Source organism: Comamonas sp. FUJ_7, from assembly GCF_057369555.1.
Window position 1 is genome coordinate 88,266 of the sequence record NZ_JBXXZI010000005.1, and the last position, 25,600, is coordinate 113,865.

General features: G+C 60.1%; 20 protein-coding genes. 7 read left to right on the forward strand and 13 right to left on the reverse strand.

Going from position 1 to position 25,600, the window contains the following annotated elements:
- Positions 1–3 precede the first annotated feature (3 nt).
- The 4 genes from AC2I9W_RS09065 to AC2I9W_RS09080 form a co-directional block, all read right to left on the reverse strand.
- Complete coding sequence (locus tag AC2I9W_RS09065; protein WP_486409669.1) at positions 4–357, reverse strand: hypothetical protein; 354 nt, start codon at positions 355–357, stop codon at positions 4–6.
- A 97-nt stretch (positions 358–454) separates the two neighbouring features.
- Entirely contained in the window at positions 455–676 is a 222-nt protein-coding gene (locus tag AC2I9W_RS09070; protein WP_486409670.1) for a hypothetical protein, read from the reverse strand.
- 83 nt (positions 677–759) lie between these two features.
- Positions 760–1,899: an HPP family protein gene (locus AC2I9W_RS09075; protein WP_486409671.1), complete on the reverse strand. Its 1,140-nt coding sequence runs from the start codon at positions 1,897–1,899 to the stop codon at positions 760–762.
- A 218-nt stretch (positions 1,900–2,117) separates the two neighbouring features.
- Positions 2,118–3,122 carry a hypothetical protein gene (locus tag AC2I9W_RS09080; RefSeq protein ID WP_486409672.1) on the reverse strand — a complete coding sequence of 335 codons (1,005 nt, stop codon included), beginning with the start codon at positions 3,120–3,122 and terminating at the stop codon, positions 2,118–2,120.
- A gap of 251 nt (positions 3,123–3,373) precedes the next feature.
- On the opposite strand from AC2I9W_RS09080, the gene serA reads away from it, so the two are divergent.
- The gene (gene serA / locus AC2I9W_RS09085; RefSeq protein ID WP_486409673.1) at positions 3,374–4,603 is read left to right on the forward strand and encodes a phosphoglycerate dehydrogenase; all 1,230 of its coding nucleotides are present in this window, start codon (positions 3,374–3,376) and stop codon (positions 4,601–4,603) included.
- 116 nt (positions 4,604–4,719) lie between these two features.
- Positions 4,720–7,149, forward strand: a complete 2,430-nt coding sequence (locus AC2I9W_RS09090; protein WP_486409674.1) for a glycerophosphodiester phosphodiesterase family protein — start codon at positions 4,720–4,722, stop codon at positions 7,147–7,149.
- A gap of 110 nt (positions 7,150–7,259) precedes the next feature.
- Here the strand turns inward: AC2I9W_RS09090 and AC2I9W_RS09095 are convergent, their stop codons facing one another.
- Both AC2I9W_RS09095 and AC2I9W_RS09100 read right to left on the reverse strand, forming a co-directional pair.
- Complete coding sequence (locus AC2I9W_RS09095) at positions 7,260–7,790, reverse strand: YcxB family protein (RefSeq protein ID WP_486409675.1); 531 nt, start codon at positions 7,788–7,790, stop codon at positions 7,260–7,262.
- A 29-nt stretch (positions 7,791–7,819) separates the two neighbouring features.
- A complete protein-coding gene (locus tag AC2I9W_RS09100) occupies positions 7,820–9,985 on the reverse strand; it encodes a putative bifunctional diguanylate cyclase/phosphodiesterase (RefSeq protein WP_486409676.1) in 2,166 nt (721 codons plus the stop codon).
- Between the two features lie 220 nt (positions 9,986–10,205).
- On the opposite strand from AC2I9W_RS09100, the gene AC2I9W_RS09105 reads away from it, so the two are divergent.
- On the forward strand, positions 10,206–12,209 hold the full coding sequence (locus AC2I9W_RS09105; RefSeq protein WP_486409677.1) for an OPT family oligopeptide transporter: 2,004 nt from the start codon (positions 10,206–10,208) through the stop codon (positions 12,207–12,209).
- A 30-nt stretch (positions 12,210–12,239) separates the two neighbouring features.
- Here the strand turns inward: AC2I9W_RS09105 and AC2I9W_RS09110 are convergent, their stop codons facing one another.
- From AC2I9W_RS09110 to gatC, 6 genes are all read right to left on the reverse strand, one after another.
- Complete coding sequence (locus AC2I9W_RS09110) at positions 12,240–13,058, reverse strand: alpha/beta hydrolase (RefSeq protein ID WP_486409678.1); 819 nt, start codon at positions 13,056–13,058, stop codon at positions 12,240–12,242.
- A 70-nt stretch (positions 13,059–13,128) separates the two neighbouring features.
- Positions 13,129–13,989: a putative phage abortive infection protein gene (locus AC2I9W_RS09115; RefSeq protein ID WP_486409679.1), complete on the reverse strand. Its 861-nt coding sequence runs from the start codon at positions 13,987–13,989 to the stop codon at positions 13,129–13,131.
- Positions 13,990–14,917: 928 nt separating this feature from the next.
- On the reverse strand, positions 14,918–15,622 hold the full coding sequence (locus AC2I9W_RS09120; protein ID WP_486409680.1) for an excinuclease ABC subunit A: 705 nt from the start codon (positions 15,620–15,622) through the stop codon (positions 14,918–14,920).
- 172 nt (positions 15,623–15,794) lie between these two features.
- Positions 15,795–17,252, reverse strand: a complete 1,458-nt coding sequence (gene gatB, locus AC2I9W_RS09125) for an Asp-tRNA(Asn)/Glu-tRNA(Gln) amidotransferase subunit GatB (RefSeq protein WP_486409681.1) — start codon at positions 17,250–17,252, stop codon at positions 15,795–15,797.
- A gap of 113 nt (positions 17,253–17,365) precedes the next feature.
- Positions 17,366–18,856: an Asp-tRNA(Asn)/Glu-tRNA(Gln) amidotransferase subunit GatA gene (gatA, locus tag AC2I9W_RS09130; protein ID WP_486409682.1), complete on the reverse strand. Its 1,491-nt coding sequence runs from the start codon at positions 18,854–18,856 to the stop codon at positions 17,366–17,368.
- Positions 18,857–18,877: 21 nt separating this feature from the next.
- Positions 18,878–19,177: an Asp-tRNA(Asn)/Glu-tRNA(Gln) amidotransferase subunit GatC gene (gene gatC, locus AC2I9W_RS09135; protein ID WP_486409683.1), complete on the reverse strand. Its 300-nt coding sequence runs from the start codon at positions 19,175–19,177 to the stop codon at positions 18,878–18,880.
- A 212-nt stretch (positions 19,178–19,389) separates the two neighbouring features.
- On the opposite strand from gatC, the gene AC2I9W_RS09140 reads away from it, so the two are divergent.
- The 4 genes from AC2I9W_RS09140 (at position 19,390) to mrdA (ending at position 24,347) form a co-directional block, all read left to right on the forward strand.
- Positions 19,390–20,433, forward strand: coding sequence for a rod shape-determining protein (locus AC2I9W_RS09140; protein WP_486409684.1), 1,044 nt, complete (start codon positions 19,390–19,392; stop codon positions 20,431–20,433).
- 166 nt (positions 20,434–20,599) lie between these two features.
- The gene (gene mreC, locus AC2I9W_RS09145; protein WP_486409685.1) at positions 20,600–21,622 is read left to right on the forward strand and encodes a rod shape-determining protein MreC; all 1,023 of its coding nucleotides are present in this window, start codon (positions 20,600–20,602) and stop codon (positions 21,620–21,622) included.
- A complete protein-coding gene (mreD, locus tag AC2I9W_RS09150; RefSeq protein ID WP_486409686.1) occupies positions 21,619–22,137 on the forward strand; it encodes a rod shape-determining protein MreD in 519 nt (172 codons plus the stop codon). Before mreC ends, mreD begins: the two co-directional genes overlap by 4 nt.
- 257 nt (positions 22,138–22,394) lie before the next feature.
- A complete protein-coding gene (mrdA, locus tag AC2I9W_RS09155) occupies positions 22,395–24,347 on the forward strand; it encodes a penicillin-binding protein 2 (RefSeq protein ID WP_486409687.1) in 1,953 nt (650 codons plus the stop codon).
- Positions 24,348–24,381: 34 nt separating this feature from the next.
- Here mrdA and AC2I9W_RS09160 read toward each other — a convergent pair whose 3' ends face one another.
- The gene (locus AC2I9W_RS09160; protein WP_486409688.1) at positions 24,382–25,140 is read right to left on the reverse strand and encodes a sulfite exporter TauE/SafE family protein; all 759 of its coding nucleotides are present in this window, start codon (positions 25,138–25,140) and stop codon (positions 24,382–24,384) included.
- Positions 25,141–25,600: the final 460 nt, after the last annotated feature.

Sequence of the window (25,600 nt, forward strand, 5' to 3'; positions counted from 1 at the left end):
CGCTCAGTCTTCCGGAGCGGCTTTGTGCATGGCCATGACGCGGCCCAGCAGAAGCGCGGCCACCCATGCCAGGCCACCGACAATCAAAGGCATTTGCAGCAGCAGCGATGCCTGGGCCATGAGCAGCAGGGCGTCGGCCTGCCAGAGTGCCCCATAACCCTTGAACAAGCCATAGACCAGCCAGAGCAGCAGACCGGCACTGGCTGCGGCAGCCATGGTGCGCATATTGCGCCCATCGCGGCTGTCTGCGGGAATGCGCCGTGCTGCGCGCCACAGCCAGCCTATGGCAGCCAGCACCAGCAGCACGCAGGCACAGATGGACAGTGGCAACCACAGCGAAAGAGGAATGAGCGACATGGCGCGGCACTTTAGCCCAGTTGCCGCAGCCCCAAAAAGAAAATACCCACCAAGGTGGGTATTTGTGTGAAGCCTTGGATGCGAGGTGGCCCAGACGTCAGGCGGCTTGCCAGAGCACATGCTCGCCGGGCACGGCTTTGATGCCCAGCACGGCAGCATGCTGGTTGAGCAGAGCTTCAAAGGTCTGAGTGGCTTGAGAGCTGGCGGCGCTGCCTTCGTACTCTGTGGCAACTTGCAAGGCGGTGAAGGCATGGACTCCAAAGCCTTGAACAATGTTGCGCAGTTTGTCGAGATTGGGAATGAATACAGCGGTGTTCATGGCAGCAACTCCTAGGGGCAATCAAACCAGTTCTGCGGACAGTTTAGCCCGCAGCCCGGTTGCTGCAAGAGGACTTTCCAGCCTCAGGTCTTGAGTGCCAGCAAGGTACGGATGACGTCGGTGCGGGTGATAACGCCCACCAATGTGCTGCCGCGCAGCACGGCAATGAACTGAACGGTATGCGTGGCCAGGTCTTCCAGCAAATCGCCCAGGGGCGTGTCTTCCTGCACGCTGACTTCGGGGGCGCGCATCAACTCCTGCGCCGTGGATTGCAGCTTGGCGGTGTGGCTGGTGCCGCGCAGCCGTTGCCAGAGGTTTTGCTGCAGCTTTGCCTGGTGTCCTTGCCACAGCCAGTCAAACAGGTCGGCGCGCAGCACTCGGCCAACCATCTCGCCTTCTTCGTCAACCACAGGCAGGCTTTTGATGAGATGGCGGTGAAACAGGTTTGCGACCTCTTCCAGCGGCGTCTGGGCCTGAATGGTCAGCAAGGAGGAAGACATCACCGAGCCACAGCGGATGCTGGATAGGCGGCGCTTGATGGCCTCTTCCTCGGCCGCAGTCAGCAGCGCGCCCAGGTCTTCAGGGCTGAGGTTGTAGCTTTGTCCAAAGCGCTGCAGCAGCTGTTGCAGGTCTTTCTCGCTCAAGGAAAGAGAGGTCGCCGGGCGCTGTGTCTTGTCCACTTGCTGAGGGGACTGCATATAAGGGCGGTCGCATGCCTTGTGATAGAGCACGCCGACAAGGACCAGTACGCTGGACAGCAAGGCCGTGGCAATCAGCAGATGCCAGTCTTGCGGCTGCATGTGAATCGATGCCAGTACCGTTAACAGTGCCACAGCGCCTCCGGGCGGGTGCAGGGCGCGCAGCAGCAGCATTAAGGCAATGGCTCCGCTGACGGCCAGAGCCGTCAGCGAAGTCTGAGACAGAGACGGAAGGGCCCAGACCAGCAGCAAGGCATATAGCGCAGAGACCGTATTGCCCACCACGCAGTTCCAAGGTTGTGCCAGAGGGCTGCTGGGCAGGGCGAAGATCAGCACGGCTGTTGCGCCCAGAGGGGCAAACAGGTGCAAGGTATGGGGCACAACGCGGTCCGCCAGGCTGACCAGGATGCCGGCCACCGCGAGACCCAGCCCGGCACCAAAGCAGGCGCGCAGCAACTCCTTGCCGGAGGGGCGTGAGGCGACGGGCCCAAGGCGCTGTCGCAGTGCTTGCAGATTTATGGACATGGCATTGATTGGCGTGAAGCTCTGAAAACTGATAGCTGCTCAGGCTTTGCAGTATTGGGGATTAGGCCATTCTGTCAAAAAATAAAGGTTTGGGCTTGGGCGCTTTCTCGGTGAGCAGCTGCCATCAAAAAGGCCCGCGGCTTTGCAGCAGCGGGCCTGAGACAAGGCCAGGGCCGCCAGCGTCAGCGGCGCTGATGCTGGCATGGCACCCTGGGCATTCAGGGCTTGGAGTTGTTGCGCATGTGGCGCTCCATGCGAATCATGACCAGCGCCATCATCACCATGACCAGGCAGGAAATCAGCATGGTTGCAAAGGCGGTATCTATGCCCAGAAACTCTTTTTTCTCTACATCGGGGTTTTCGCCGCGCAGCTTCAGGGCCGTGCGGTCAAAGGACAAGGTGTAGTTGATCAGCAAGGTGCCGACGATTTGTGCCGCCGGCTGGCGTTGCAGCTTGGTGGCCAGGGCTTCGTTGCCCAGCACCTGCTCCAGCGCAGCGGGCAAGCCCTTGATGAAGGCCGCATACGAGCCCTCGCCATGCTCCATCTCGGCGGCTTGGGCACGGTCATGGATTTCAGAGGCGAGATTGACCGGGTCCTGCAGCATGTCGTCATCGCTCATGACTTCGGCGATGGCCTCTGCTGCTGCAGCATCGGCGGCGCGGGCTATGCGATCTTCACGATTGAAGGTAATGCGACGGGCAGTCCACGCTGCATCGACTTCTGCTGCTGCCGCGTCTGCCGCTTCCTTGTCGCAGCAGGAGCTTTCTCGCGCTTCGCGCATCTTGATCTGACGGGCTATGTCGTCGGCAGACGGCATGGCATCACCCTTGAGCAGAGGGTGGATAGGCTCCAAACCCTGGCCGCTGTTTTCTTTTTCTATGCGCTTGCGGGCTGCTACATCCTTGTAGATAAAACCACGCAGCAAACCGTCGGCCTTGCGCCAGTCGGGGCGCAAAGCGGGGTCCGTCAGGCGCTTTTCCAGCGGGATGGCACTGCTCAGGCCATTGAGATCGCGGCCTGTTTCCTCTTCCATGAACTTCAGGTCGTACGGTGCGTCCTTCCAGTCAAGAGTGGTGCCTGCGATGGCGTCGGGCTTGGTTGGCTGGTAATAGTTCCAGAGCCAGTGGCCCATGCCGACCAGAACGAAGATGGAGAAGGCCAGCAAGACAAGGCGCAGAACTTGTATCAGCAAATCTTCTGCGCGGCGCAAGAGGGTCAACATAGGGAGCAAATCCTTGGAGAGAGCTTGAGGTGTCTGCGCCTGCAACTATGAAATTGGAAGCGCATAAGTGAGCGCGATTGTAGAAAGCGAATGGTCGCGTCGCAATTTTTTACATGCAATCCGGCCCTCAGGTATCGCGCAGGCCGGGGCGGCACGGCTGCGGGAGCTGCTAGTGAGTGGATGCACCCAGACCTCATGACGACATTGAGAAACCGCTGTAATAGGGCTTTGGTGTATCGGAGTGCTGGAACATGGGCAAAACCTCGCTGGACAAATCGAAAATCAAATTCTTGCTGCTGGAGGGCATTCATCCTTCTGCGCTCAAGGTGCTCAAGGATGCGGGATACACCAATGTGGAGACGCTTACGGGTGCGCTGGAGGGCGAGGAGCTCAAGCGCAAGATTGCCGATGTGCACTTTGTCGGCATCCGCTCGCGCACGCAGCTGACCGAAGAGGTGTTTGCCGCTGCGCACAAACTGGTGGCCGTGGGGTGCTTTTGCATCGGCACCAACCAGGTCAACCTGAATGCAGCGCGTGAGCGCGGTGTGGTGGTCTTCAATGCACCGTATTCCAACACTCGCTCCGTGGCTGAGCTGGTGCTGGGCGAAGCCATCCTGCTGCTGCGCGGCATTCCCGAAAAGAACGCCGTGGCCCACCGTGGCGGCTGGAAGAAAAGCGCGGACAACTCGTTCGAGATCCGCGGCAAGACGCTGGGCATCGTGGGCTACGGCTCCATCGGCACGCAGCTGTCGGTGCTGGCCGAAGGTCTGGGCATGAAGGTCATCTTCCACGACGTGGTGACCAAGCTGCCGCTGGGCAATGCCCACCAGGCCTCCAGCCTCAATGAGCTGCTGGCCCAGGCTGATATCGTCACTTTGCATGTGCCCGAGCTGCCATCCACCCACGGCATGATGGGCGCGGCGCAGATTGCAGCCATGAAGCCAGGCGGCATTCTCATCAATGCTTCGCGCGGCACGGTGGTGGATATTGATGCTCTGGCCGAATCCCTCAAGAGCGGCAAGCTGCTGGGTGCTGCCATCGACGTCTTCCCCAAGGAGCCCAAGAGCAACAAGGATGAATTCCAGTCGCCGCTGCGTGGCATGGACAACGTCATCCTCACGCCGCACATTGGTGGCTCGACCATGGAAGCGCAGGCCAATATCGGTCTGGAGGTGGCGGAGAAGCTGGTCAAGTACAGCGACAACGGCACGACGACATCGGCAGTCAACTTCCCGGAAGTTGCGTTGCCCGAGCACCCCGGCCACAACCGTATCCTGCATGTGCACGAAAACCGCCCCGGCATTCTCTCGGCCATCAACCAGGTGTTTGCCGACAATGGCATCAACGTGGCGGGCCAGTACCTGCGCACCGATGAAAAAGTGGGCTATGTGGTGATCGATATCGACGCTAAGTCTTCGGCGCTGGCGCTGGAGAAGCTCTCGCAGATTGCGGGCACCATTCGCTGCCGCGTTCTGTTCTGAGCAAGGTGCTGACGAATCCATGGAGGGTCTTCATGGATTCGTCATTAAAGTGAGTTCTTGCTGTCACATCGCAGCCCTAGAGTCCTGGGTCTTTCCCTTCTCTCGGACAACTTGTGATGTTTTCGAAAACCCAGGCAGCACTGGCTGCCTTGCTTGCCATTCAACTCGCTGCATGTGGCGGTGGAGACTCCTCTTCTCAGCCTGAGGCTGGCACTCCCTCGATTCCTGCTACGCCCTTGGATCCAGCGACACCTGTGGATCCGGCAAATCCAGAAAATCCGGAAAAGCCTTCGGAGCCGGATAGCCAGCCTCTGGTGACATATCTTGATCAGACATTTGCGGGCTTGTCTGCTCTGCCCGAAGGCTGGACAAAACCGGTTGCCAACAAAGGCACCGTGGAAGTGCGCGATGGCCATCTCTTTATCGATGGTCGTGCCCATGCAACGCAGATGACAGCGGTGTCTCTGCCTGAGTCTTTGCAGAAGCTCTCCAACTATCGCATCGATGTCGATTTCACGATTGAGGCGGCAACGGATTCAAAGCGCTGGGCCAGCGTGATGTATCGCACTTCAGAGACTCCTACGATGGAGCCCTACTACCAGATGGCCATGCGTCAAGAGGCCACGTTGGCCAACGGCACGGAGTTTGCCTTCCGTAATGCGGGTAGCTGGAATGTGAGCAGCACCAAGCCATTCACGGAAAAAATCGACCCTGCCAAGACGTACCGTGCTACGGTCATCGTGCACGGCAATCGTGTCCGCCAGTACCTGAATGGGGAACTGCTGCACGATGCGGAGATGGATGAGCGCTATGTCGCAGGAGGTGTTGGCCTGCAGACAGCCGGTGCTCTGATGCGGGTTGAGAGCATCAAGGTCACCGAGCAGCGCGATGCTTTGCCCGTGGTGAAGCTGTTTGCTCCTCAGGATACAGGCACCAAGGCTGCAGTTGCTCCCACTCTGGTGCAAGTGATGAGCTCGCAAACGGCACTGGAGAAATCAGGAGCCAGCAACGCCTTGTTCGGACTGGATAGTTCGCTGATGCTCAAGGGTGCTGGCGGGGAAAGTATCGGGAGCTTGCTGGACTATGTAAGCCAAGCCAAGGTGCAGGCAATGCCCGTGCTGCGCATTGAAAACGAGGCTACTGTTACAGCGCTGTCACGCTTCGTGGAAAAGTATGGCTATACCGATATCACACTGCTGTCTAACAATGTGGAGTTGCTGGCGCAGGCGCGCAAAGCCATGCCGATGGTGCGCGCGGCGGTGGACTTCTCGGCATCCAATCTGACTGCCAGCACGGCTGATGTCTTGAAGGTTGTGGCGCAGACCAATCGTGCGAAAGCCAAGATTGCGGTACTGCCTGCTGCCATGAGCACTCAAAGTGCGGTGGCTCATATGCAGCGTCTGCTGATCACCCCTTGGGCTGCAGTGGCTCCCACTGCGGCAACGCCCGAGCAAGTGGCGCAAGTGCTGCTGACCGGTGTCAATGGCGTCGTGACCAGTCATTCACAGGCCTATGCCAAGGTGCTTCAAAAGCTGCCAGCGAATACCTTGTTGCGCAAGCCGCTGATCATTGGGCACCGGGGAATGCCCTCTTTGAAGGATGAAAATACTCTGGAGAGTGCCCAGGAGGCTGCAGCTGCAGGTGCCGATGTCATCGAAAACGACATCTATATGACTCGCGACAAGCAGCTTGTGATCATGCATGACGGAACCGTAGATAGGACTACGGACGGCACAGGTCCAATCGAAGAGATGACGCTGTCCCAGGTCAAGCAGCTCAAGACGAAATCTGGATATGCAGTGCCGACGCTGGAAGAGTACTTCGATGCCTTCAAGAACACGAAGCAGGTTCATTTTGTCGAAATCAAGAGCAGCAATCCTGAGATCGTGAGCCTGCTCAAAGCGCTGGTAGACAAAAAGAAAGTGCATGACCAATTGGTTGTCATCTCCTTCGATTTCAACCAGCTCGCAAACATGGCAAAAACCATGCCCGAGGTCAGCACGGGCGCACTCAACAGCCTGGCGGTCAAGGGCGGCAATGTTGAAAGTGGGCTGCGCAGTATCCTGGGCGTGACGCAAGCCAACTCATCAACCTACAACCCAAGCTATGGAAACGGCATCAGCTCCGAGCTTGTGGAGGCCGCCAAACACCGGGGTCTGACCTTCTGGCCCTGGACTTTGCGCAACCAAAGTGACTTCTATAGTCTGTATAGCTATGGCACCCACGGCCTGACCACTGATGACGCGCACTGGGCCCAGAATTTCCCGGTTCAAGCGGTGGCCGCGCAAGGAGCGACTGCGGTGAACATGCAGACACCGGTTGCTTTGCCGCTGACGCTGACGACCCAAGTGGGGGCAACGCTCAATGTCACAAGCAATCAGATGGTGGTGCTGGATGGTACGGCGCAGTACAACGTACAGCCTGATGGCTCAATCCTTTTTACGGCACCTGGGACTGCCACCGTGCTGCCTGGGTATCGTCATGCCATGAACCAGGATCATCACTACACCTTGTTTGCCAATCCAGTGAAACTGACCGTGCAATAAGTAATGACATAAAGCCATGCGTGCAAGCACGCAGCATGAAAAAGGAGACCTCGGTCTCCTTTTTCATGGCAATCATCCAATGCGGAATAAGCGAATGGGGCCTGAATCTCTTATTTTTTAGCCGGACCTACCTGCTCCAGCAGTAGCTGTCGCAGCGGTGTGCTGAACTGCAACTGCGGGTCGATGTGCTTGGGAACGATGATGAACAGGCGTGGTTGCAGGTAGAGCAGGATGCTGTGCGCGTCCTCTGCCCAGGCAATGATGTGCTGCCACGGCAAGGTGCCGCTGCCATTCTCGGATTGAAGGTGCAATACCCCGTCGCGCAGTTCCACATGACTTTGCTGATGCAAAGAAGGCGAGCGCCGGAAGCTGCGCAGCAGCCGGGGCTGCAACAGGCGCATGAGCAGATTGCCAGCCTGCCTGGCACAGGGTTTGAAGCTCAGCAGCAGAAACAGGGAGTAGAGGCAGCCAACCAGCATCAGGCCGTATCTTTGGTAATACAGCCCGGCCGCAAGTATGGGCAGGCCGGCGATGCCGACGAAGGCGAAAACCGCCTTGATCCAGCGGGGCTGAAACGAAAGATGCAGGCGCTGTGCCTTGAAAAATTGCTGCTCGGTCAGGGTAAAGGTCAGTTCAGCCATGCGCGCATGATACGGATGGCCAAGCGCCTTCAGCCCTTTGCATGTGTGCGAGGCAATTGGCGCAGGCAGGTTTTCACTCGCTCTGCGCTCATGGCTTCTCCAAAGAGAAAGCCCTGGCCGATCTGATAGCCACAGTTCTGCAGCATGTGGCGCTGAGCCTCTGTTTCCACACCTTCGGCGACCAGATCCAGGTGAAGACTGGGGCCAAGATGCCCTACGGCCTGAATGATGGCGCGAATCGTCGGCTCGTGTTCAATGCGCTGCACGAAATCTTTGTCGATCTTCACGCAATCGACCGGGTAGTCGCGCAGATGCGCGAGAGAGGACTGACCGGTGCCAAAGTCGTCGAGCGCAATGCGCACGCCCTGGTGCTTGAGCAGGCTGAGGGCGCGCTTGACGTAGTCTGAGCCGCGCTCCCCCAGCATGTGCTCAGTGACCTCGACTTCAATCAGACGTGTGGGCAGGTTCAGGCGCTCCAGGTGCGCAAGCAAGCGCTCGGCATAGTCATCGCGCATGAACTCCACGGGAGAGGCGTTCAGTGAGACCGGCAGCATGGGCAAACCCTGCTCGCGCCAAAGACACAGCTGCTCAAGCACCTTGGTGCGCATGACCTCCCCGATGCGTGAAGCCAGCTCGTAGTCGCTGAAGGCCGCGCCGACCGTGGCTGGCAGCTGCAGCTGGCCTTGCTCGTCCTGCCAGCGCAGCAAGGCCTCGAAGCCGACGACCCGGTTCTCGGCCATGTTCACCTTGGGCTGGAAATACGGCGTGACCCTGTCCAGACGCAATATCTGGCGTGCGCATTCCAGTTGCTGGGCTGCTGCCTGCGCGGCCAGCAGCATGGCATTGTTGAACATGCGGATACCGCCTCGGCCACCACTCTTGAGGTCGTTGAGAGCGGTGTCAGCGCACTTCATCAGCAAGGAGGCATCGCGTGCATCCTGTGGAAACAAGGCGCAGCCAATGCTCATGCCGCCATTGATCAGTCGGCCTGAATAGGTAATGGGGGCGTTGATCTGGGAAAGCACCGTATGGGCCACCTCTTGCAGATCCTGCTGCGAATTCAACGGCCCGAGAACGATGGCAAATTCATCGCCCCCCAGTCTTGCCACCATACCGTTGTCAGGCAGGCATTGCTTGAGGCGGCGCGACAGCACACGCAGCAGGTGGTCACCGGCCGTGTGGCCGAGGGTGTCGTTGATGTGTTTGAAATGATCCAGATCCAGCAGCATCAGTCCGACGATGGCCTTGCCGTCTCGGGATGACCTGATCAACTGCTTGAGGCGTGTGTTGAAGGCGCGGCGGTTGGGCAGGCCGGTCAGCGCATCATGCTCACCGACCTCGCGCAGCTGTATCTCTGCCTGGCGCTGCAGGGTGATATCGCGTGAAACGCACAGAATGCTGCTGACCCTGCCATCGCTGCCGATCAGCGGGGTGAGGATGTTGTCCCAGTGCATGGGGGCCATGCCGGGTAGCACGCTCATGCCGGCAAATCGGGCATTTTTCCCGCGTATGGCCTGCTGCAGAGCCTTTTTGCCCTTTTCTCGTACCTCTGACGGCAGCAGTGGCAGCCAGCGCTGGCCAAAGCCCGATTGGGGGTCCACGCCCAGGGCTTCGCAGCCTGATTTGTTCATGTGGATCAGCGTGCCATCCGTGCGCAGCAGCTTGATGCAGTCCACGCTGACATCCAGCATGTTCTTCTGCATCAGGGCGCTGGCTGCCAGCTCCTGCTGCGCCTGGACGCGGGCATGAATGTCGTAGCCGGTCAGAAACCACAGGCCACGGCTGTGGTCTGCTTGGCGCTGAAAGCGGGCCTCCATCAAGTACCAGCGGTACTCGCCACTGTGGTGGCGCAGGCGGTATTCGCCCTGAAATGCACTGCCGCAGCTTAGCGACTGCTCCCAGAGCTGGCGAGCACCGTCGCAGTCCTGCGGGTGTAGCCATTGCAGCCAGCCGCCCGTGGTGACTGTGCTGCCGGTGAACTCTTGCCAGGCGCTGTTGCCATAGTCTGCGCTGCCTTCGACATCGGTGAGCCAGACCAGCTGGGGCATGGCGTCGAGCACGGCGCGCAGTTGAGCAGGCGACACCCGTGCGGCAGCGGGTGCTGCGACGGGAGACAAGCCCAGCTCTGCGCTGGGCGAGACGCGGAAACCTGCAAGGGCAGCGTGGGGTGGGCGACGATGAGACGAGAAGTCCATGCAGACTCTCCTTGAGGGCACGGTATTTGTCAGACAACAGATTGCCAGCTTAGTGGGCCTTGGTAGTCCACGCTGTCGGACAGCCGCCCAACCTCTTCGAGACGCGTGGCAGCCAAGCTTACTGCAGGCAAGGCAGACAGTGAGTGAAGTGCGCATGACGGCTGTGGTCGGGATGGTGCTGGTGATAGGCTAGAGCCGTTTTTTGCCTCTCCTTTGCACAATGACGATCCCAACAACTCAAAGAGAGTTCACTGCCCGTGGCGTGCTGCTTGGCGCGCTGATCACTCTGGCGTTTACTGCCGCCAACGTCTACCTGGGCCTCAAGGTCGGGCTGACCTTTGCCTCGGCCATTCCTGCTGCCGTCATCTCCATGGCGCTGCTCTATCGCTTCAAGGACTCCAACATTCTTGAAAACAATATGGTGCAGACCCAGGCCTCGGCGGCCGGCACGCTGTCTTCGGTGATCTTTGTACTGCCGGCCCTGCTCATGCTGGGACTGTGGTCGGGCTTTCCGTTCTGGCAGACGGCACTGATCTGCGCCGCCGGTGGCACGCTGGGCGTGCTCTACACGGTCCCGCTACGCCGCGTGATGGTGGTGCAGTCCGATCTGCCTTACCCCGAAGGCGTGGCCGCCGCCGAGGTGCTGCGTGTGGGCGATGCACAGCGCCATGCCAAGGATGGCGAGCAAACCACCAAGCCGCGCAGCTCCGGCCTGCGCGATCTGGGGTGGGGCACAGGTCTGGCTGCCGTGTTTGGCTTTCTCAGCAGCGGCCTACGCCTGCTGGGCGATTCCTTCAACTTCTGGATTCCGGCGGGCGGCGTAGCCTTTCGCGTAGCGGCGGGCTTCTCGCCGGCCTTGCTGGCCGCAGGCTATCTGATGGGGGCCGCGGCAGGCATTGCCGTGCTGGTGGGGCTGGTACTGTGCTGGGGCATTGTGGTGCCGTGGCTGACGGCCCAGGCGACTCCTGCTGCCGGGCAGGCCGTGACCGAGCTGGCCACCCAGCTGTGGGGGGCCAAGGCGCGTTTTCTGGGCGCAGGCGTGATTGGCATCTCGGCGCTGTGGACGGTGGGAACGCTGGCCAAGCCCATCTTGCAAGCCATTCGCAACCAGCCTGCCCGCAGTCTGGACTCGGTCGCCAGTGGCGATGAAACCGACAAGGACATGCCGCGCAGCTGGATGCTGGCCATTGGCGCCGTCGCGCTGGGCGTGCTGTTCCTGGTGGTCAATGACTTCATCGGCGGCCACATGCCCGAGCTGGCTGCGGGCGCGCGTTACAGCCTGTCGGCGCTGTGCGTGCTGTTTGCCGCCGTGTTCGGCTTTCTGGTGGCGGCGGCTTGCGGCTATATGGCCGGTCTGGTCGGCTCCTCGGCCAGTCCCATCTCGGGCATTGGCATCATCGCCACCTTGCTCATGGGCGTGGCCCTGCTGGCGCTGCATGCAGTCGTACCCGCCTATGCCGATGCGGTGGCCGGGCAGATGGGCATTGCGCTGGTGCTGTTCATGGTCTCGACCATTCTGGCCATGGCCGCCATCTCCAACGACAACCTGCAAGACCTCAAGACCGGCTATCTGGTCGGTGCCACGCCCTGGCGCCAGCAGGTGGTGCTCATCATCGGCTGTCTGGTGGGGGCGCTGGTCATCCCGCCCGTGCTGGACTTGCTCTACAACGCCTATGGATTTGCCGGCAGCCTGCCGCGCGAAGGCATGGACCCCAACCAGGCACTGGCTGCACCGCAGGCCACGCTGATGATGCAGATTGCCAGCGGCATCTTCAAAGGCTCGCTGGACTGGACCATGCTGGGTCTTGGCGTAGCCGTGGGCATTGCCGTCATCGTGATTGACGTGAGCCTGCGCAAATCGGGCAAAGGCGCTTTGCCTCCGCTGGCCGTCGGTCTGGGCATTTACCTGCCTCCCACCATTGGTCTGACGCTGACCATCGGTGCCGTGCTGGGCTGGTGCATTACTCGTGCCATCAAGGCCTATGCGGCACGTGGCGGCAAGGACTGGCAGGCTGTAGCCGAAGAGCGTGGCCTGCTGCTGGCCTCGGGCCTGATTGTGGGCGAGAGCCTGATGGGCCTCTTGATTGCGGCGCTGATCGGCTTCAGCGGCAAGGACGCACCGCTGGCGCTGGTAGGCGAAGGCTTTGCTCCCGCCATGTGGCTGGGCCTGGCCTACTTCATCGGCCTGTGTGTGTTTTTCTACAAACGGGTGCTCAGCCGCTGACCCCGCTCAGAAGGAACGCAAAGAGGCCTTTCAGGCCTCTTTTTCATGCCTGCTCACAAACTGCGTGATGGCGGCCCAGAAGTCCTGGGCGCTGAAGATGGTGGAGTGATTGGCCTGTGCAAAATTCTGCACCTGTACTGGGGCTGCCCGTCCGTCCAGACTGTGCAGCAGGGCATCGGTCCGCTCGGGCAGCACCACCTCGTCGCGGCCTGCGCGCAGCACCAGAATCGGGCCGCGGTAGTGGCGCAGGTGTGCGACAGAGTCGAACGGATCGCGCAGCAGCAGCGCCACGGGCAGCCAGTCAAACATGCTGCGCGCGGTGTTCAAAATGCTGTCAAAAGGCGTGATCAGCACCAGTTGCTCCGGCTGGCGCGCACGGGCCACGGCAGAGGCCACACCCGTGCCCAGACTGCGCCCTATCACCGTGATGGGCAGCTGCGGGTGCAGGCGCCTGACCTCATCGAACAGCGCCACGCCATCTTGCTCCAGCGCGGCCTGCGAGGGGCTGCCTTCGCTGGCGCCATAACCCCGGTAGGCAAGCATGTAGACATCACTTTGCGGCAGGCTCAGCGCCAGCTGCTCGCGCCGGAGGGTAATGTTTTCGGCATTGCCGCCAAAGTAAATCACCGCGCTGCGCACCGGCCCCTGCGGCGGATGCAACTGCCAGCCGCGCAGCAGGGCATCGGGGCGCTGCAGTGAAAAATCCGTGCTCTCGGCGGCCACCTGCGTCAGGGCGGGGCGAAACAGCATCTCGCGCTGCTGGGCGAACATATAGCCGCACAGACCGGCATACACCGCCAGGCACAGGGCCAGCAGCCAGAGCACAATTTTGAGCAGCGTAAAGCGCATGAGAGTCTTTATGAAATTGATAGCTTATAGCGCTTGCCAGTATTGGGTTTGAGTGGGTTTTGACTGAAAATCAAAGCTCCATGGGGGACAGCGAGAGCGAATAAAACTGCGCATAGTCGGCCGCAAACTTCTGGTGCCGCTCGGCCCTGAAGTCCAGCTCCTGCAGCAGCTCGTACTTTTCAATCAGCTGCTTGAATGCGTAATACGGACTCTGGGGATTGTGCGTGGCCGCGTACATGGCCACGGCCTCGAACGCGTCCTGGTTGATGATGGCCTTGAGGATGTTGGCGTAGAACATGCGGTCGCTGTGCGAATCCTGCGGAAACTTCTGGTCGATGAACTTCAGCATCTCGAACAAGATGGAGATGAAGTGATCGATCTCGCTATGGTCGGCCATCAGCACAGCGCGCGCGGCCTCCAGTGTCTCCTGCTCGCGGGCCTGCGCCATCAGCAACTGCAGCGTGCTGCCTGCAGGCACATCGCCCTCGGCAGGGCGGTACTCGTTAATCGTCTCGAAGGTGCTGTTGTGCAGCTTGAGCAGCGAGAAAAATGTGTTCTCGAAGGCATCCAGCCGCTGGGTCCGAATCTGCTCGGTAAAAAGGCGCACATTGCTCTCGGCTGCAGTCGTGGATTTCTTGAGCTCATCCATGGTGGCATTGAGCTCGCGCCGCTGCAGCCGCAGCGTGAACAGCAGCGCCAGAAACGAGAAAAAGCTCAGAATGGGGTTCAGTACCCCACCCAGAAAGTCCCCCGACAAACCCAGCGCCTCAGCGCGGCTCATGCCCTCGGGCATGTCCGGCGACTGCAGCCAGGTCTGGTAGTTGGACTCGAAGTCCAGATAAGCCTTGAGGTAGAAGCCCGCCGTGCAGACCAGCAGGAAAACGGCAATCAGCTCCAGCAAATGCACTTCCTGCCATGCTTTTTTAGACATGTATTTCTCCTGAATGCCCAGAGTGTCAGTCAATGGCGCGGCGTTTGCTTATAGGAGAAAGGCGGTTTATTGAATTTGATAGCTGTTTGCGCTTAATGGGATTGGGTTAGGGGCTGATTTGGCTTTATTTTTTGGAATCTGGTGTTCGGACGCTGTGTGCGATGCAAGCGACATGCTTGGCTTGTTTGCAGAGGGCGGGTCTCGGCCCGCCTTGCCGACCTACTTTCTGCTGCCAGAAAGTAGGCAAAGAGCCGGCCCCTACTGCCCCCGACCCTTCGGCTTCGCCTACGGGCAACCTGCGCCGACGACTTCTTGTTGCTGTACGGCAAAACTCGCTGCGTTCCTGTGGAACTCCGCTCAAACACGTTGCCGTAAAAGTGATGACGATGCAGTTGCACTCTTCGGTGCAACTGCGCGCAACAAGAGGCCGCCGTCGCAGGCGTGGGCACAAGGGGCGATACGGGATAGCTTATTGGTGTTTTTGATAGCTGCTGACGCAGTCTGGATAAGCGTTAGCGCCTGATTTCGCTTGATTTTTGAGCGACATGCTTTTGCATGGGACAGAAGGCGGGTTTCGGCCCGCCAGCCGAGCTACTTTCTGCCGCCAGAAAGTAGCCAAAGAGCCGGCCCCTACGGCCCCCGTCCCTTCGCTTCGCTGCGGGCAGACCTGCGCCGTCAAGCTCTTGGGGCTGTGCGGCCCAACTCACTTCGCGGCAAGCCGCTCCGTTCAGACAAACGGCGAAGCTGCTGCACTCTGCGGTGCAGCAGCCAGCCCCAAGAACTTGCCGTCGCAGGCGTGGGCAAAAGGGGCAATACCAAGATAGCTTCTTTGAAAAACTGATAGCTGCTACCGCAATCTGGATAAGCGCTAGAGGCTAATTTCGTCATAACTCAGGCAGGCCGTCCGCTCCCGCAAGACCTTGTTCTTTCACACCCCAGGCAAAAAATACCCCGCCTTATGCTGATTCCGCGAACTGCTGATGCACAGCTTCAGCCTCGCCTCCATGTACTGCCGCACCTCCGAGCGATCACACATCAGCGCCAGATCCTCCCAGTACAGCAAGCTGCTGAACTCTGATTTGGCAGAGGCGGGTGCTTCTACTTCGCCTTCGGCCATAGCCTGCGCAGGAGCCGAAACCGGGGTGGGCACAAAAATAGGCACATTCACCGGCGCGTAGTGGCGCACGGGGCGGCCCGCAGCTTCCTCCTTGCGACGGGAGGTGAGCACAAAGTAATGCTGGCGGGCGTCGGCCAGATGGGGTTTTTTCTCGGCGTCAAATACCTTGTCCAGTCGCTCCAGGCCCTTGGCTACGTCTGCGGCGTAGGTCCAGTTGGTGAGGTATTTGGTTTCGATGAACAGAAAGACCTGCCGTGCGCTGTCGGAGACCAGAACGTCGGCCAGTTTGCTGCGCAGGCGCTCGTGGCACAGGTAGGCGTGGGTGTCGAAGGAGATGCAGGGACTTTGAATGCCCAGGTCTTCGCGGCCCGTGACTTCCTGGATGTAGCGGTTGAAGAGGGTGATGCGCTTGGTGTAGCCGGGCGTGAATTCGTTGAAAAAGTAGCCTGCGAAGAACTTGGTGCAGAGGTTGCGCTCTTTTTCGGATTCGATGAGGGAGGCGTTCGAGAAGATCACAGAATTTTTCCTGGGCGGGCGACGGCGCAGGGCAGAGAACCGAAGACAGCGATGGGCAAAAAGTAACAAGGCCGCAGGCATGTGCTGCCTGCGGCCTTGTGCATTATCTCGGTTCATAGACCTGTCATTTTCGGACAGGCCTGTAACAGAGTTCGCGGTTGAAAAGCGGCTCTCAGGCCAGCTTGGCCTTGAGCAGTTCGTTGACCTGACCGGGGTTGGCCTTGCCCTTGGAGGCTTTCATGACCTGACCGACCAACGCATTGAAGGCCTTGTCCTTGCCGGCGCGGTATTGCTCGACGTTGCCGGGGTTGGCGGCGATGACTTCGTCAATGATCTTCTCCAGCGCGCCGCTGTCGTTCATTTGCTTGAGGCCCTTGGCTTCGATGATGGCATCGACGTCCTGACCTTCGCCGGTCCACAGGGCTTCAAACACGGTGCGTGCTGCGGCGTTGCTGATGGTGTTGTCGGCAATGCGGGCGATCATGGCGCCCAGCTGGGCACTGCTGACCTTGACGGCATCCATGCCGATTTCTTCCATGTTCAGGCGGCGCGAGATTTCGCCCATCACCCAGTTGGAGGCCAGCTTGGGTTGCTTGCACACGGCGGCGGCGTCTTCAAAGTAGGCGGCCACGGCCTGGCTCTGGGTCAGGATGGTGGCGTCGTACTCGGGCAGGCCGTATTGCTCGACAAAGCGGGCGGCCATGTGGCGGGGCAGCTCGGGCATCTCGGCCTTGACCTGCTCCACCCACTCGGGCGCAACGACCAGCGGGGGCAGGTCGGGGTCGGGGAAGTAGCGGTAGTCGGCCGCGTCTTCCTTGGTGCGCATGGCGCGGGTCTCGCCCGTGTCGGGGTTGAACAGCACGGTGGCCTGCTGGATTTGGTGGCCGTCTTCAATCTGCTCGATCTGCCAGAGGATTTCGTAATCGATGGCGATCTGCATGTTTCTGAACGAGTTCAGGTTCTTGATCTCGCGGCGGGTGCCCAGCGGCTGGCCGGGCTTGCGCACGGAGACGTTGGCGTCGCAGCGGAACGAGCCCTCCTGCATATTGCCGTCGCAGATGCCGATCCAGGTGACGATCTTGTGCAGTTCCTTGGCGTAGGCCACGGCTTCAGCAGTCGAGCGAATATCAGGTTCGGTCACGATTTCCAGCAGCGGCGTGCCGGCGCGGTTCAAATCGATGCCGGACTGGCCGATGAACTCGTCGTGCACGGACTTGCCCGCGTCTTCCTCCAGGTGGGCGCGCACTAGACGCACGGTCTTGAGGACGTTTTGCTTGCCTTCTTCCATATAGAAGCTGACTTCACCGCCTTGCACCACGGGAATCTCGAACTGGGAGATCTGGTAGCCCTTGGGCAGGTCAGGGTAGAAGTAGTTCTTGCGCGCAAAAATGCTGCGCGGCGCAATCGTCGAGCCCAGAGACAGGCCCAGCTTGATCGCGCATTCCACGGCCTTCTTATTCATGACCGGCAGGGTGCCCGGCAGGGCCAGATCGACGGGGCTGGATTGCGTGTTGGGCTCGGCACCAAAAGCGGTGCTGGCGCGGCTGAAGATTTTGCTGCTGGTGGCCAGCTGGGCGTGGGTTTCAAAGCCGATGACGACTTCGTAGCCATTGATCAGTTTCACAGTCATGTTCTGTGTGTCCTAACTGCTAAAAGGGAAGCGGCTTGCGCATGGTCTGCATGGGTTTTGGGCTTGTTTGAAGCTGAAAACCAGTCGATACAAGCGCAAGCAGCTATAAATTTTTAAATGCCCTTGGGCTGCTTCAGGTGGAAGTCGGTGGCTTGCTGGAAGCGGTGGGCTGCGTTGAGCAGCTTGGCTTCACCGAAGTAGTTGCCGATCAGCTGCAAGCCCACGGGCATGCCGCCTTCGCCAAAGCCAGCAGGCAGGCTCATGCCGGGCAGACCGGCCAGCGATGCGGGCAGGGTGAAGATGTCGGCCAGGTAGTTGCTGACGGGGTCGGCCTTGCCACCAATGGCCCAGGCCGTGGTGGGTGCAGCGGCACCGGCGATGACGTCGCAGTCCTTGAAGGCGGCCTGGAAGTCGTCGGCAATCATGCGGCGAATCTTCTGCGCCTGCAGGTAGTAAGCGTCGTAGTAGCCCTCGCTCAGCACATAGGCGCCCATCATGATGCGGCGCTTGACCTCGTCGCCAAAGCCTTCGGCGCGGGTCTTTTTGTACATGTCGTTCAGGTCTTCGTACTGGGCGGCGCGGTGGCCGAACTTCACACCGTCAAAGCGCGAGAGGTTGGACGAAGCCTCGGCGGGAGCCAGGATGTAGTACACGGGCACGGACAGCTCGGTACGGGGCAGGCTCACGGGCACCAGCTTGGCGCCGAGCTTTTCGTATTCCTTCAAGGCGGCATCGACGGCGATGCGCACATCGGCGCTCAGGCCTTCGCCAAAGAATTCGGCGGGGATGCCGATGCGCAGGCCTTCGATGGAATCACAGAGCTTGGCCGTGAAGTCTTCAGCGGGGTAATCCAGGCTGGTCGAGTCACGGTCCAGATCGGGGCCGCACATTTCGCTCAGCAGCAGGGCGCAGTCTTCGGCGCTGCGACCCATGGGACCGGCCTGGTCCAGCGAGGAGGCGAAGGCGATCATGCCGTAGCGGCTGGCGCGGCCGTAGGTGGGCTTGATGCCGGTGACGCCGCAAAACGATGCGGGCTGGCGAATCGAGCCACCGGTGTCGGTGCCGGTCACAGCCGGTGCCAGGCGCGCAGCCACGGCAGCGGCAGAGCCACCGGACGAGCCACCGGGCACGCGATTCGTGTCCCAAGGGTTGCGCACGGGCTGGGCCGAATCAAAGCCCACGGGGGCGACAGCGCTGTTCTCGTTGGCGCCGCCCATGGCGAACTCGTCGCAGTTGAGCTTGCCCAGAGTCACGACACCAGCGTCGGCCAGCTTGCGCACCACGGTAGCGTCAAACGGGGACTTATAGCCTTCCAGCATCTTGCTGGCGGCGGTGGTGGGGAAGTCTTTGGTAACGAAGATGTCTTTGTGCGCGATGGGCACGCCGGCCAGCTTGCCGCCCTTGCCTTCGGCGATCAGGGCGTCGGCCGCCTTGGCCTGGGCCAGGGTAGCGTCTTCGTTGATGGAGACAAAAGCGCCCAGATTCTGGTGCTGCTTGGCACGGGCCAGAAAATGCTGGGCGGCTTCCGTGGCAGACACTTGCTTGGCACGCAGTTGAGCGGCCAGCTCGGCCACGCTCAGGTTGTGGAGTTCGGTTTGGCTCATGTTCTTGTGCTTCCTGTGCGTTTACTCGATGACCTTGGGCACGAGGAAGTAACCCTTTTCGGCTGCGGGGGCGTTTTGCATATTGGCTTCGCGGTTATTGGTCTCGCTTACCAAATCGTCACGTAGCCGTAAGGCGATGTCCTGGATGGCGGCAACTGGATGTGACAGAGGGCTGACGCCGGAGGTATCCACAGCCTGCATTTTTTCGACGATGCCGAAAAAGTTGTTCAGTTGCGCGAGCATGCGCTCACTTTCGGGCTGGGACAGCTCAAGGCGTGCCAAATTGGCGATGCGCGCAATATCTTGTTCGTTCAATGCCATAGAAAATATTTAGCAGGGCCACCGCATGTAAAGCAGTGTTTCTGACCCAGACAGTAGAAGTTATTCACAGGGGATACGGTATTATCTCGGCTTTGCCGCAATACCTCCGTCCGGCTGGTCATTGTGCAAAAAATGCCCACCACCCAGACTCCATTACCTTACACCCTGGCGACGGCCAGCCGATGCGCAAGCCGTGCCTGAGAGGACCCTGAATGTTCGGAGCTTTCCGTCGGTACTTCTCCACCGACCTTGCCATCGACCTTGGCACCGCTAACACACTGATTTTCGCCCGTGACAAGGGCATTGTTTTGGACGAGCCTTCGGTCGTCGCGATTCGCCATGAAGGCGGCCCGCACGGCAAGAAGGTGATTCAGGCCGTTGGCGCAGAAGCCAAGGCCATGCTGGGCAAGGTGCCCGGCAATATTGAAGCGATTCGTCCCATGAAGGATGGCGTGATTGCCGACTTCGTGATCACCGAACAGATGATCAAGCAGTTCATCAAGATGGTGCATCCCCGCTCGGTGCTCACGCCCAGCCCCCGCATCATCATCTGCGTGCCCTGCGGCTCGACCCAGGTCGAGCGCCGCGCCATCAAGGACGCGGCCGAAGCGGCTGGCGCTACGGCGGTCTATCTGATTGAAGAGCCCATGGCTGCCGGTATTGGCGCAGGTCTGCCTGTGTCCGAAGCATCGGGCTCCATGGTGGTGGACATCGGCGGCGGCACGACCGAAGTGGGCGTGATCTCGCTGGGCGGCATGGTCTACAAAGGCTCGGTGCGTGTGGGCGGCGACAAGTTCGACGAGTCCATCATCAGCTACATCCGCCGCAACTACGGCATGCTGATCGGCGAGCCCACGGCAGAGCTGATCAAGAAGCAAATTGGCTCGGCCTTCCCCGGCTCCGAAGTCAAGGAGCTGGAAGTCAAGGGCCGCAACCTGTCCGAAGGCGTGCCACGCAGCTTCACCATTTCTTCGAACGAAGTGCTGGAAGCCCTGACCGATCCGCTCAACCAGATCGTCTCCGCCGTGAAGAACGCGCTGGAGCAGACGCCTCCCGAGCTGGGCGCCGACATTGCCGAGCGCGGCATGATGCTGACCGGCGGCGGAGCGCTACTGCGCGACCTGGACCGTCTGCTGGCCGAAGAAACCGGTCTGCCTGTGCTGGTGGCTGAAGAGCCGCTGACCTGTGTGGTGCGCGGCTGTGGCATGGCGCTGGATAGCCTGGATCGCCAAGGCAGCATCTTTACCAGCGATTAATCGCTGCGCATTGTGGTGTTTTGCGGCTCGCGGCATAGTCCGCGTACCGCAGCCACTTCCATGAAACAGGGCCTGAGTCCGTGATACGTCAGCATAACGCGCTCTCTTTTTGCATTCCTTCTGCGCAAGCAGTTCATGGGCACATCGCTATGCCCGGGGGGGATGCATGAGTCTGGACACCCTGGATCACCGTGCTCCGTCGCTGTTCAAGCAACAAGCCTCCCGAACCTCACAGCTTGCTCTGTACAGCGCCTTGGCGCTGTTTTTGATGGTGGCGGATGCCCGCTTCAAGATTACTCAGCCGGTGAGGACAGCCGTGTCCATGGCGCTGTCGCCGGTGCAGTGGCTGGTGGCCCAGCCTGTGCTGGCCTATCAGAACGTCAGCCGTTATGCCGAGGTGCAGCAGCAGGCGGTGAACCGCGAGGATGCCGCGCGCAAGGAACTGGTCGTGATGGCCCAGCGTGCCGAGCTGGCCGATGAACTGCTGAAAGAAAATCAGAGCCTGCGCGCCATGCTGGATTTACGTGAGCGCTCGCTGACGCCGGGGCAGGTGGCAGAGGTGGTCTATGACAGCCCGGACCCCTATACACGCCGGGTGGTGATAGACAAGGGGCTGGTGGACAAGGTCGATCCTGGCTCGCCTGTGCTCGATGAAAAAGGGGTGATCGGCCAGGTCACACGGGTCTATCCCACACGCGCCGAAGTCACGCTGCTGATTGATCGCGATCAGGCCATTCCCGTGTTCAACCCCCGTACCGGAGCGCGCAGCGTTGCCTATGGTGATGCGTCCTCGACGCGTGCCGGAGGGCTGGAGCTGCGCTTCATGCCTAGCAATGCCGATGTACAGGTGGGCGATCTGCTGACCACCAGTGGCATTGACGGGCTGTATCCGGAAGGCTTGCCGGTGGCCAAGGTGGTGACGGTGGACCGACGCGCCGACTCTGCCTTTACCCGTATCTACTGCGAGCCCGTGGGGCGGGTGCAGGGCGTGCGCCATGTGATGGTGCTCAAGCCGCAGGGCCGTACGGAGCACCCCGAGGCGGCGAACCAGGAGGCGCAGGCCGAGGCTGAAAAGGCTGACCGGGCAGCCAAGGCACGCGGAAAGAAGGAGGCTGCCGCTCAGAAAGAGAAGGCTGCCACAGAGAAGACGGACGGCAAGGCCGCTCAGCCTGCGAAGGACCCCGCATGATCATGCCGCGTGGGCAGCCGTTGTTGCTGCCGGTCAATCCCCTGTTCATTGTCGTGACGCTACTCATAGGGCTGGTCATCAATATGCTGCCGCTGGGCCGCATTGTCTGGCTGCCGGATGTGCTGGTGGTGCTGCTGGCCTTCTGGAGCCTGAACCAGCCCCAGCGTGTGGGTCTGGGCCTGGCGTTTGCGCTGGGACTGATCATGGATGTGGATCGCTCCTCTCTGCTGGGTCAGCATGCACTGGCCTATACCCTGCTGGTGTATGTGACCGGCTGGATGAGTCGTCGTCTGCTGTGGTTTTCAAGCCCTGTGCAGGCTTTGCAGCTTTTGCCGGTGTTTGCCGCTGCGCACGGTATCCAGGTACTGCTGCGGGTGGCGACCGGAGGCATTTTTCCCGGCTTGGAGTTCTTGATTGCTCCCATGATCGAGACCCTGCTGTGGCCGGCACTCAGTGTGGTGCTGCTGGCACCTCAGCGTCGTGCGCCAGATAGTGATGAAAACCGGCCGTTGTAAATGACGCTCCCCCTGAGTCGCTTCGCGCCTTCCCCCTCTCTCGCTGTGCGGGAGGGGGACAACAGCCTCGCTGCGGGGCGGCCCTTGCTCGCTGTTTCGATGCTTGATGCCGGGACGAATTGGGATGGTGTGCCCCTGAGTCGCTTCGCGCCTTCCCCCTCTCTCGCTGTGCGGGAGGGAGACAACGCCTTTGCTGCGGGGCTGCCCTTGCTCGGCGTTTTTGAGATGGAGTACGCCCTGCTTGCAGGAGCCGGCGCATGATGGAGATTCGCAATACCGAGGCCGAGCTGCAGCGCTTTCGTGTGCGCGCAGTGGTCATGGGCGTGGTGGTGTTTTTGGCGTTTGGTTTGCTGGTCTGGCGTTTGCTGGTGTTGCAGGTGCAGCGCCATGAGGAGTTTGCCGAGCGGGCCGAGAGCAATCGCACGGCGGTGGTGCCCATCGTGCCAAACCGCGGGCAGATTCTGGATCGCAATGGGGTGGTGCTGGCCACCAACTATTCGGCCTATACGCTGGAGATCACGCGCGCCAAGGTCAATGGACTGGAAGAGACGATTGATGAGCTCAGCGAGATCATTGAGATCACCCCGCGTGACCGCCGCAAGTTCAAGCGGCTCATGGATGACTCCAAGAGCTTTGAGTCCATTCCCTTGCGTTCGCGCTTGAGTGATGAGGAAGTGGCCAAGTTCACGGCCCAGCGCTATCGCTTTCCGGGCGTGGATATCAAGGCGCGCCTGTTTCGCACTTACCCGCTCAAAGAGACGGGCAGCCATTTGATTGGATACATAGGCCGTATCAATCAAAAGGAAAAAGAAGAGATTGATGACTCTGAAGATGCGGCCAACTACCGTGGCACGGAAGTCATAGGCAAGCTGGGCGCCGAGAAAAGCTATGAGCGACAGTTGCACGGGCAGACGGGCTGGGAGGAGATGGAAACCTCTGCCGGTGGTCATGCTGTGCGCCGGCTGGGGAGCCGTCCTGCCACGCCAGGTCTGAGCCTGCAGTTGTCGGTGGACATCAAGCTTCAGAAGATGGTGGAAGAGCTTTACGGCAACCGTCGTGGCGTTGCTATTGCCATGGATCCGCGCAATGGCGAAGTGCTAGCCATGGTCAGCAAACCCACCTACGACCCCAATCTGTTTGTTGATGGCATTGACCACGAGAATTGGAAGCTGCTGAACGAATCGCTGGATCGGCCTTTGCTCAATCGCTCCATGCGTGGAACGTATCCCGTGGGATCGACCTACAAGCCCTTTATGGCGCTGGCTGGTATCGAAACCGGCAAGCGCACGCCGGGCACGGTGATTCAGGACGGTGGCTCCTGGACGTTTGGTGGTCATACCTTCCGCTCAGGCCATGCACTGGGTCCTGTGGATCTGGTGCGCGCCATTCAGCATTCGAGCAATGTCTACTTCTACACTTTGGCCAACGAGATGGGGGTGGACGCCATTCATGACTTCATGAAGCCTCTGGGCTTTGGCCAGATCACCGGCATCGACCTGCCCGGCGAGCTGCGCGGCGTTCTGCCCAGCAAGGAGTGGAAGCGCAAGACCTATAAACGTGCTGCCCAGCAACAGTGGTTTGGCGGCGAGACGATCTCGCTGGGCATTGGTCAGGGCTATAACAACTTCACCATCCTGCAGCTCTCGCATGCGCTGGCGACGCTGGTCAACAATGGCGTGAGCCATACGCCGCATGTGGGCAAGGAGCTGATCGATCCAGTCACGGGTGCCCGCACAGCGATCGAGCAGCCTGCGCCCGTCAACCTGGGCTACAAACAGAGCAATGTCGATGCCGTCAAGCGCGGCATGGTGGGCGTAGTGACTCATGGCACGGGCCGCGGCGTGTTTGGCGGTGCAGCTTATCTGTCAGGCGGCAAGACCGGTACGGCGCAGGCTGTGTCCGTAGGCCAGAAGGAAAAGTACAACGCGGCACGTCTGGCCGAGTACCAGCGCGACCATTCGCTCTACATCGCTTATGGACCGGCTGACAATCCCAAGATTGCCGTGGCGGTGATTGTGGAAAACGCCGGTTTCGGCGCTGCTGCTGCTGCCCCTATTGCGCGCCGCATTCTGGACTACTGGCTGGTGGGCAACTATCCCAGCGAAGCAGATATCGCCGCCGTGCGCGTGGGCAAGGCCGGTGCTCCGCTAGGAACACCGCGCAGGGTGGAAGATATTCATCTTCTGTCTGAAGAAGAGATGACGCCCTGATTTTGATAGCAATCAGCGTTTGATAGGTATGGGTTTAACGCAGAAAAGCGTCGTAACCCGTTTTCAAGATCAGCAGACTGACCACGGCAAGAAAGATGGTGCGCACAAAGCCTGTGCCGTGGCGCAGGGCCATCCAGGTACCCAGCGTGCTTCCCAGAACATTGGCGACGGCCAGCGGAACGGCAAAGTGCCACCACACATGGCCTTTGAGGCTGAAGAGCAGCAGTGCCGCCGCGTTGGAGGCCAGGTTCAGCAGCTTGGCGCTGGCAGAGGCGTTGAGAAAGTCATAGCCCAGCATGCGAACGAACAGGAACACGAAAAAGCTGCCCGTGCCCGGGCCAAAGAATCCATCGTAAAACCCAATCAGCAGACCGATGGCGCTGGCGGTCAACATTTCGGCGCGGCCTGCCAGACGCGGCGCATGGTCGCGGCCCAGTTGCTTTTTGGCCAGGGTGTAGCCCAGCACGCCCAGCAAGATGAAGGGCAGAAGCTTGCGCAAGAAATCAGGAGAGATCAGCATCACCGCCCAAGCGCCCAAAAAGGCGCCGACCAGCGTAGTGCCAATGGCTGGCAGCAGCGTGGCCCAGGTAATGTGTACGCGCTTGCTGAATTGCCAGGCGGATATGGCCGTACCCCATATGGCGGCGCTTTTATTGGTGCCGAACAGCGTCGCAGGCGTGGTGCTGGGAAAAGCCGCAAACATGGCCGGCACGAGTATCAGCCCGCCGCCACCGACGATGGCATCAATAAACCCGGCCAGCGCCGAGGCGAGGGAAACAAAAATCCATTCCATGGTGCTTTGATTGCAAGTGGTGCCGGCTCTCAGGCTGCTGTCTCGCTGCCAGATGCGGGGGGAGATACAGATTTCGGAGCATGGCTGCCCCTGAATGGCGCGCATTGTCGCACTGCGGCATCAGGTGTGTATGCAGACCAAGGCATAAAAAAAGCGCCCCGAGGGGCGCTTTTGAACGCATCTTAGATGCTTTTATATGTATTGGTCTGGTTGTGTCGAGTTGTCTCCTCGGCCCTCCATGCTGCTTCGTGGAGCAGCGAGAGTGAGGAGAATGTAAGGTTTGCACCTACATGGTGCATTGGGGAATTCCCTCGGGTTGACGGAAAAAACCTTTGCAAATGCATCTGAAAGTTTCCTGAGATTTGCTCTGTCTCCAGAATCTTTCAAAACTGATAGCTGCCTCCCTTTGGTGGAAAAGGCCTGTGGGGGTTTTTCTTTTCTCCAAATGCCAGTAGAGGAT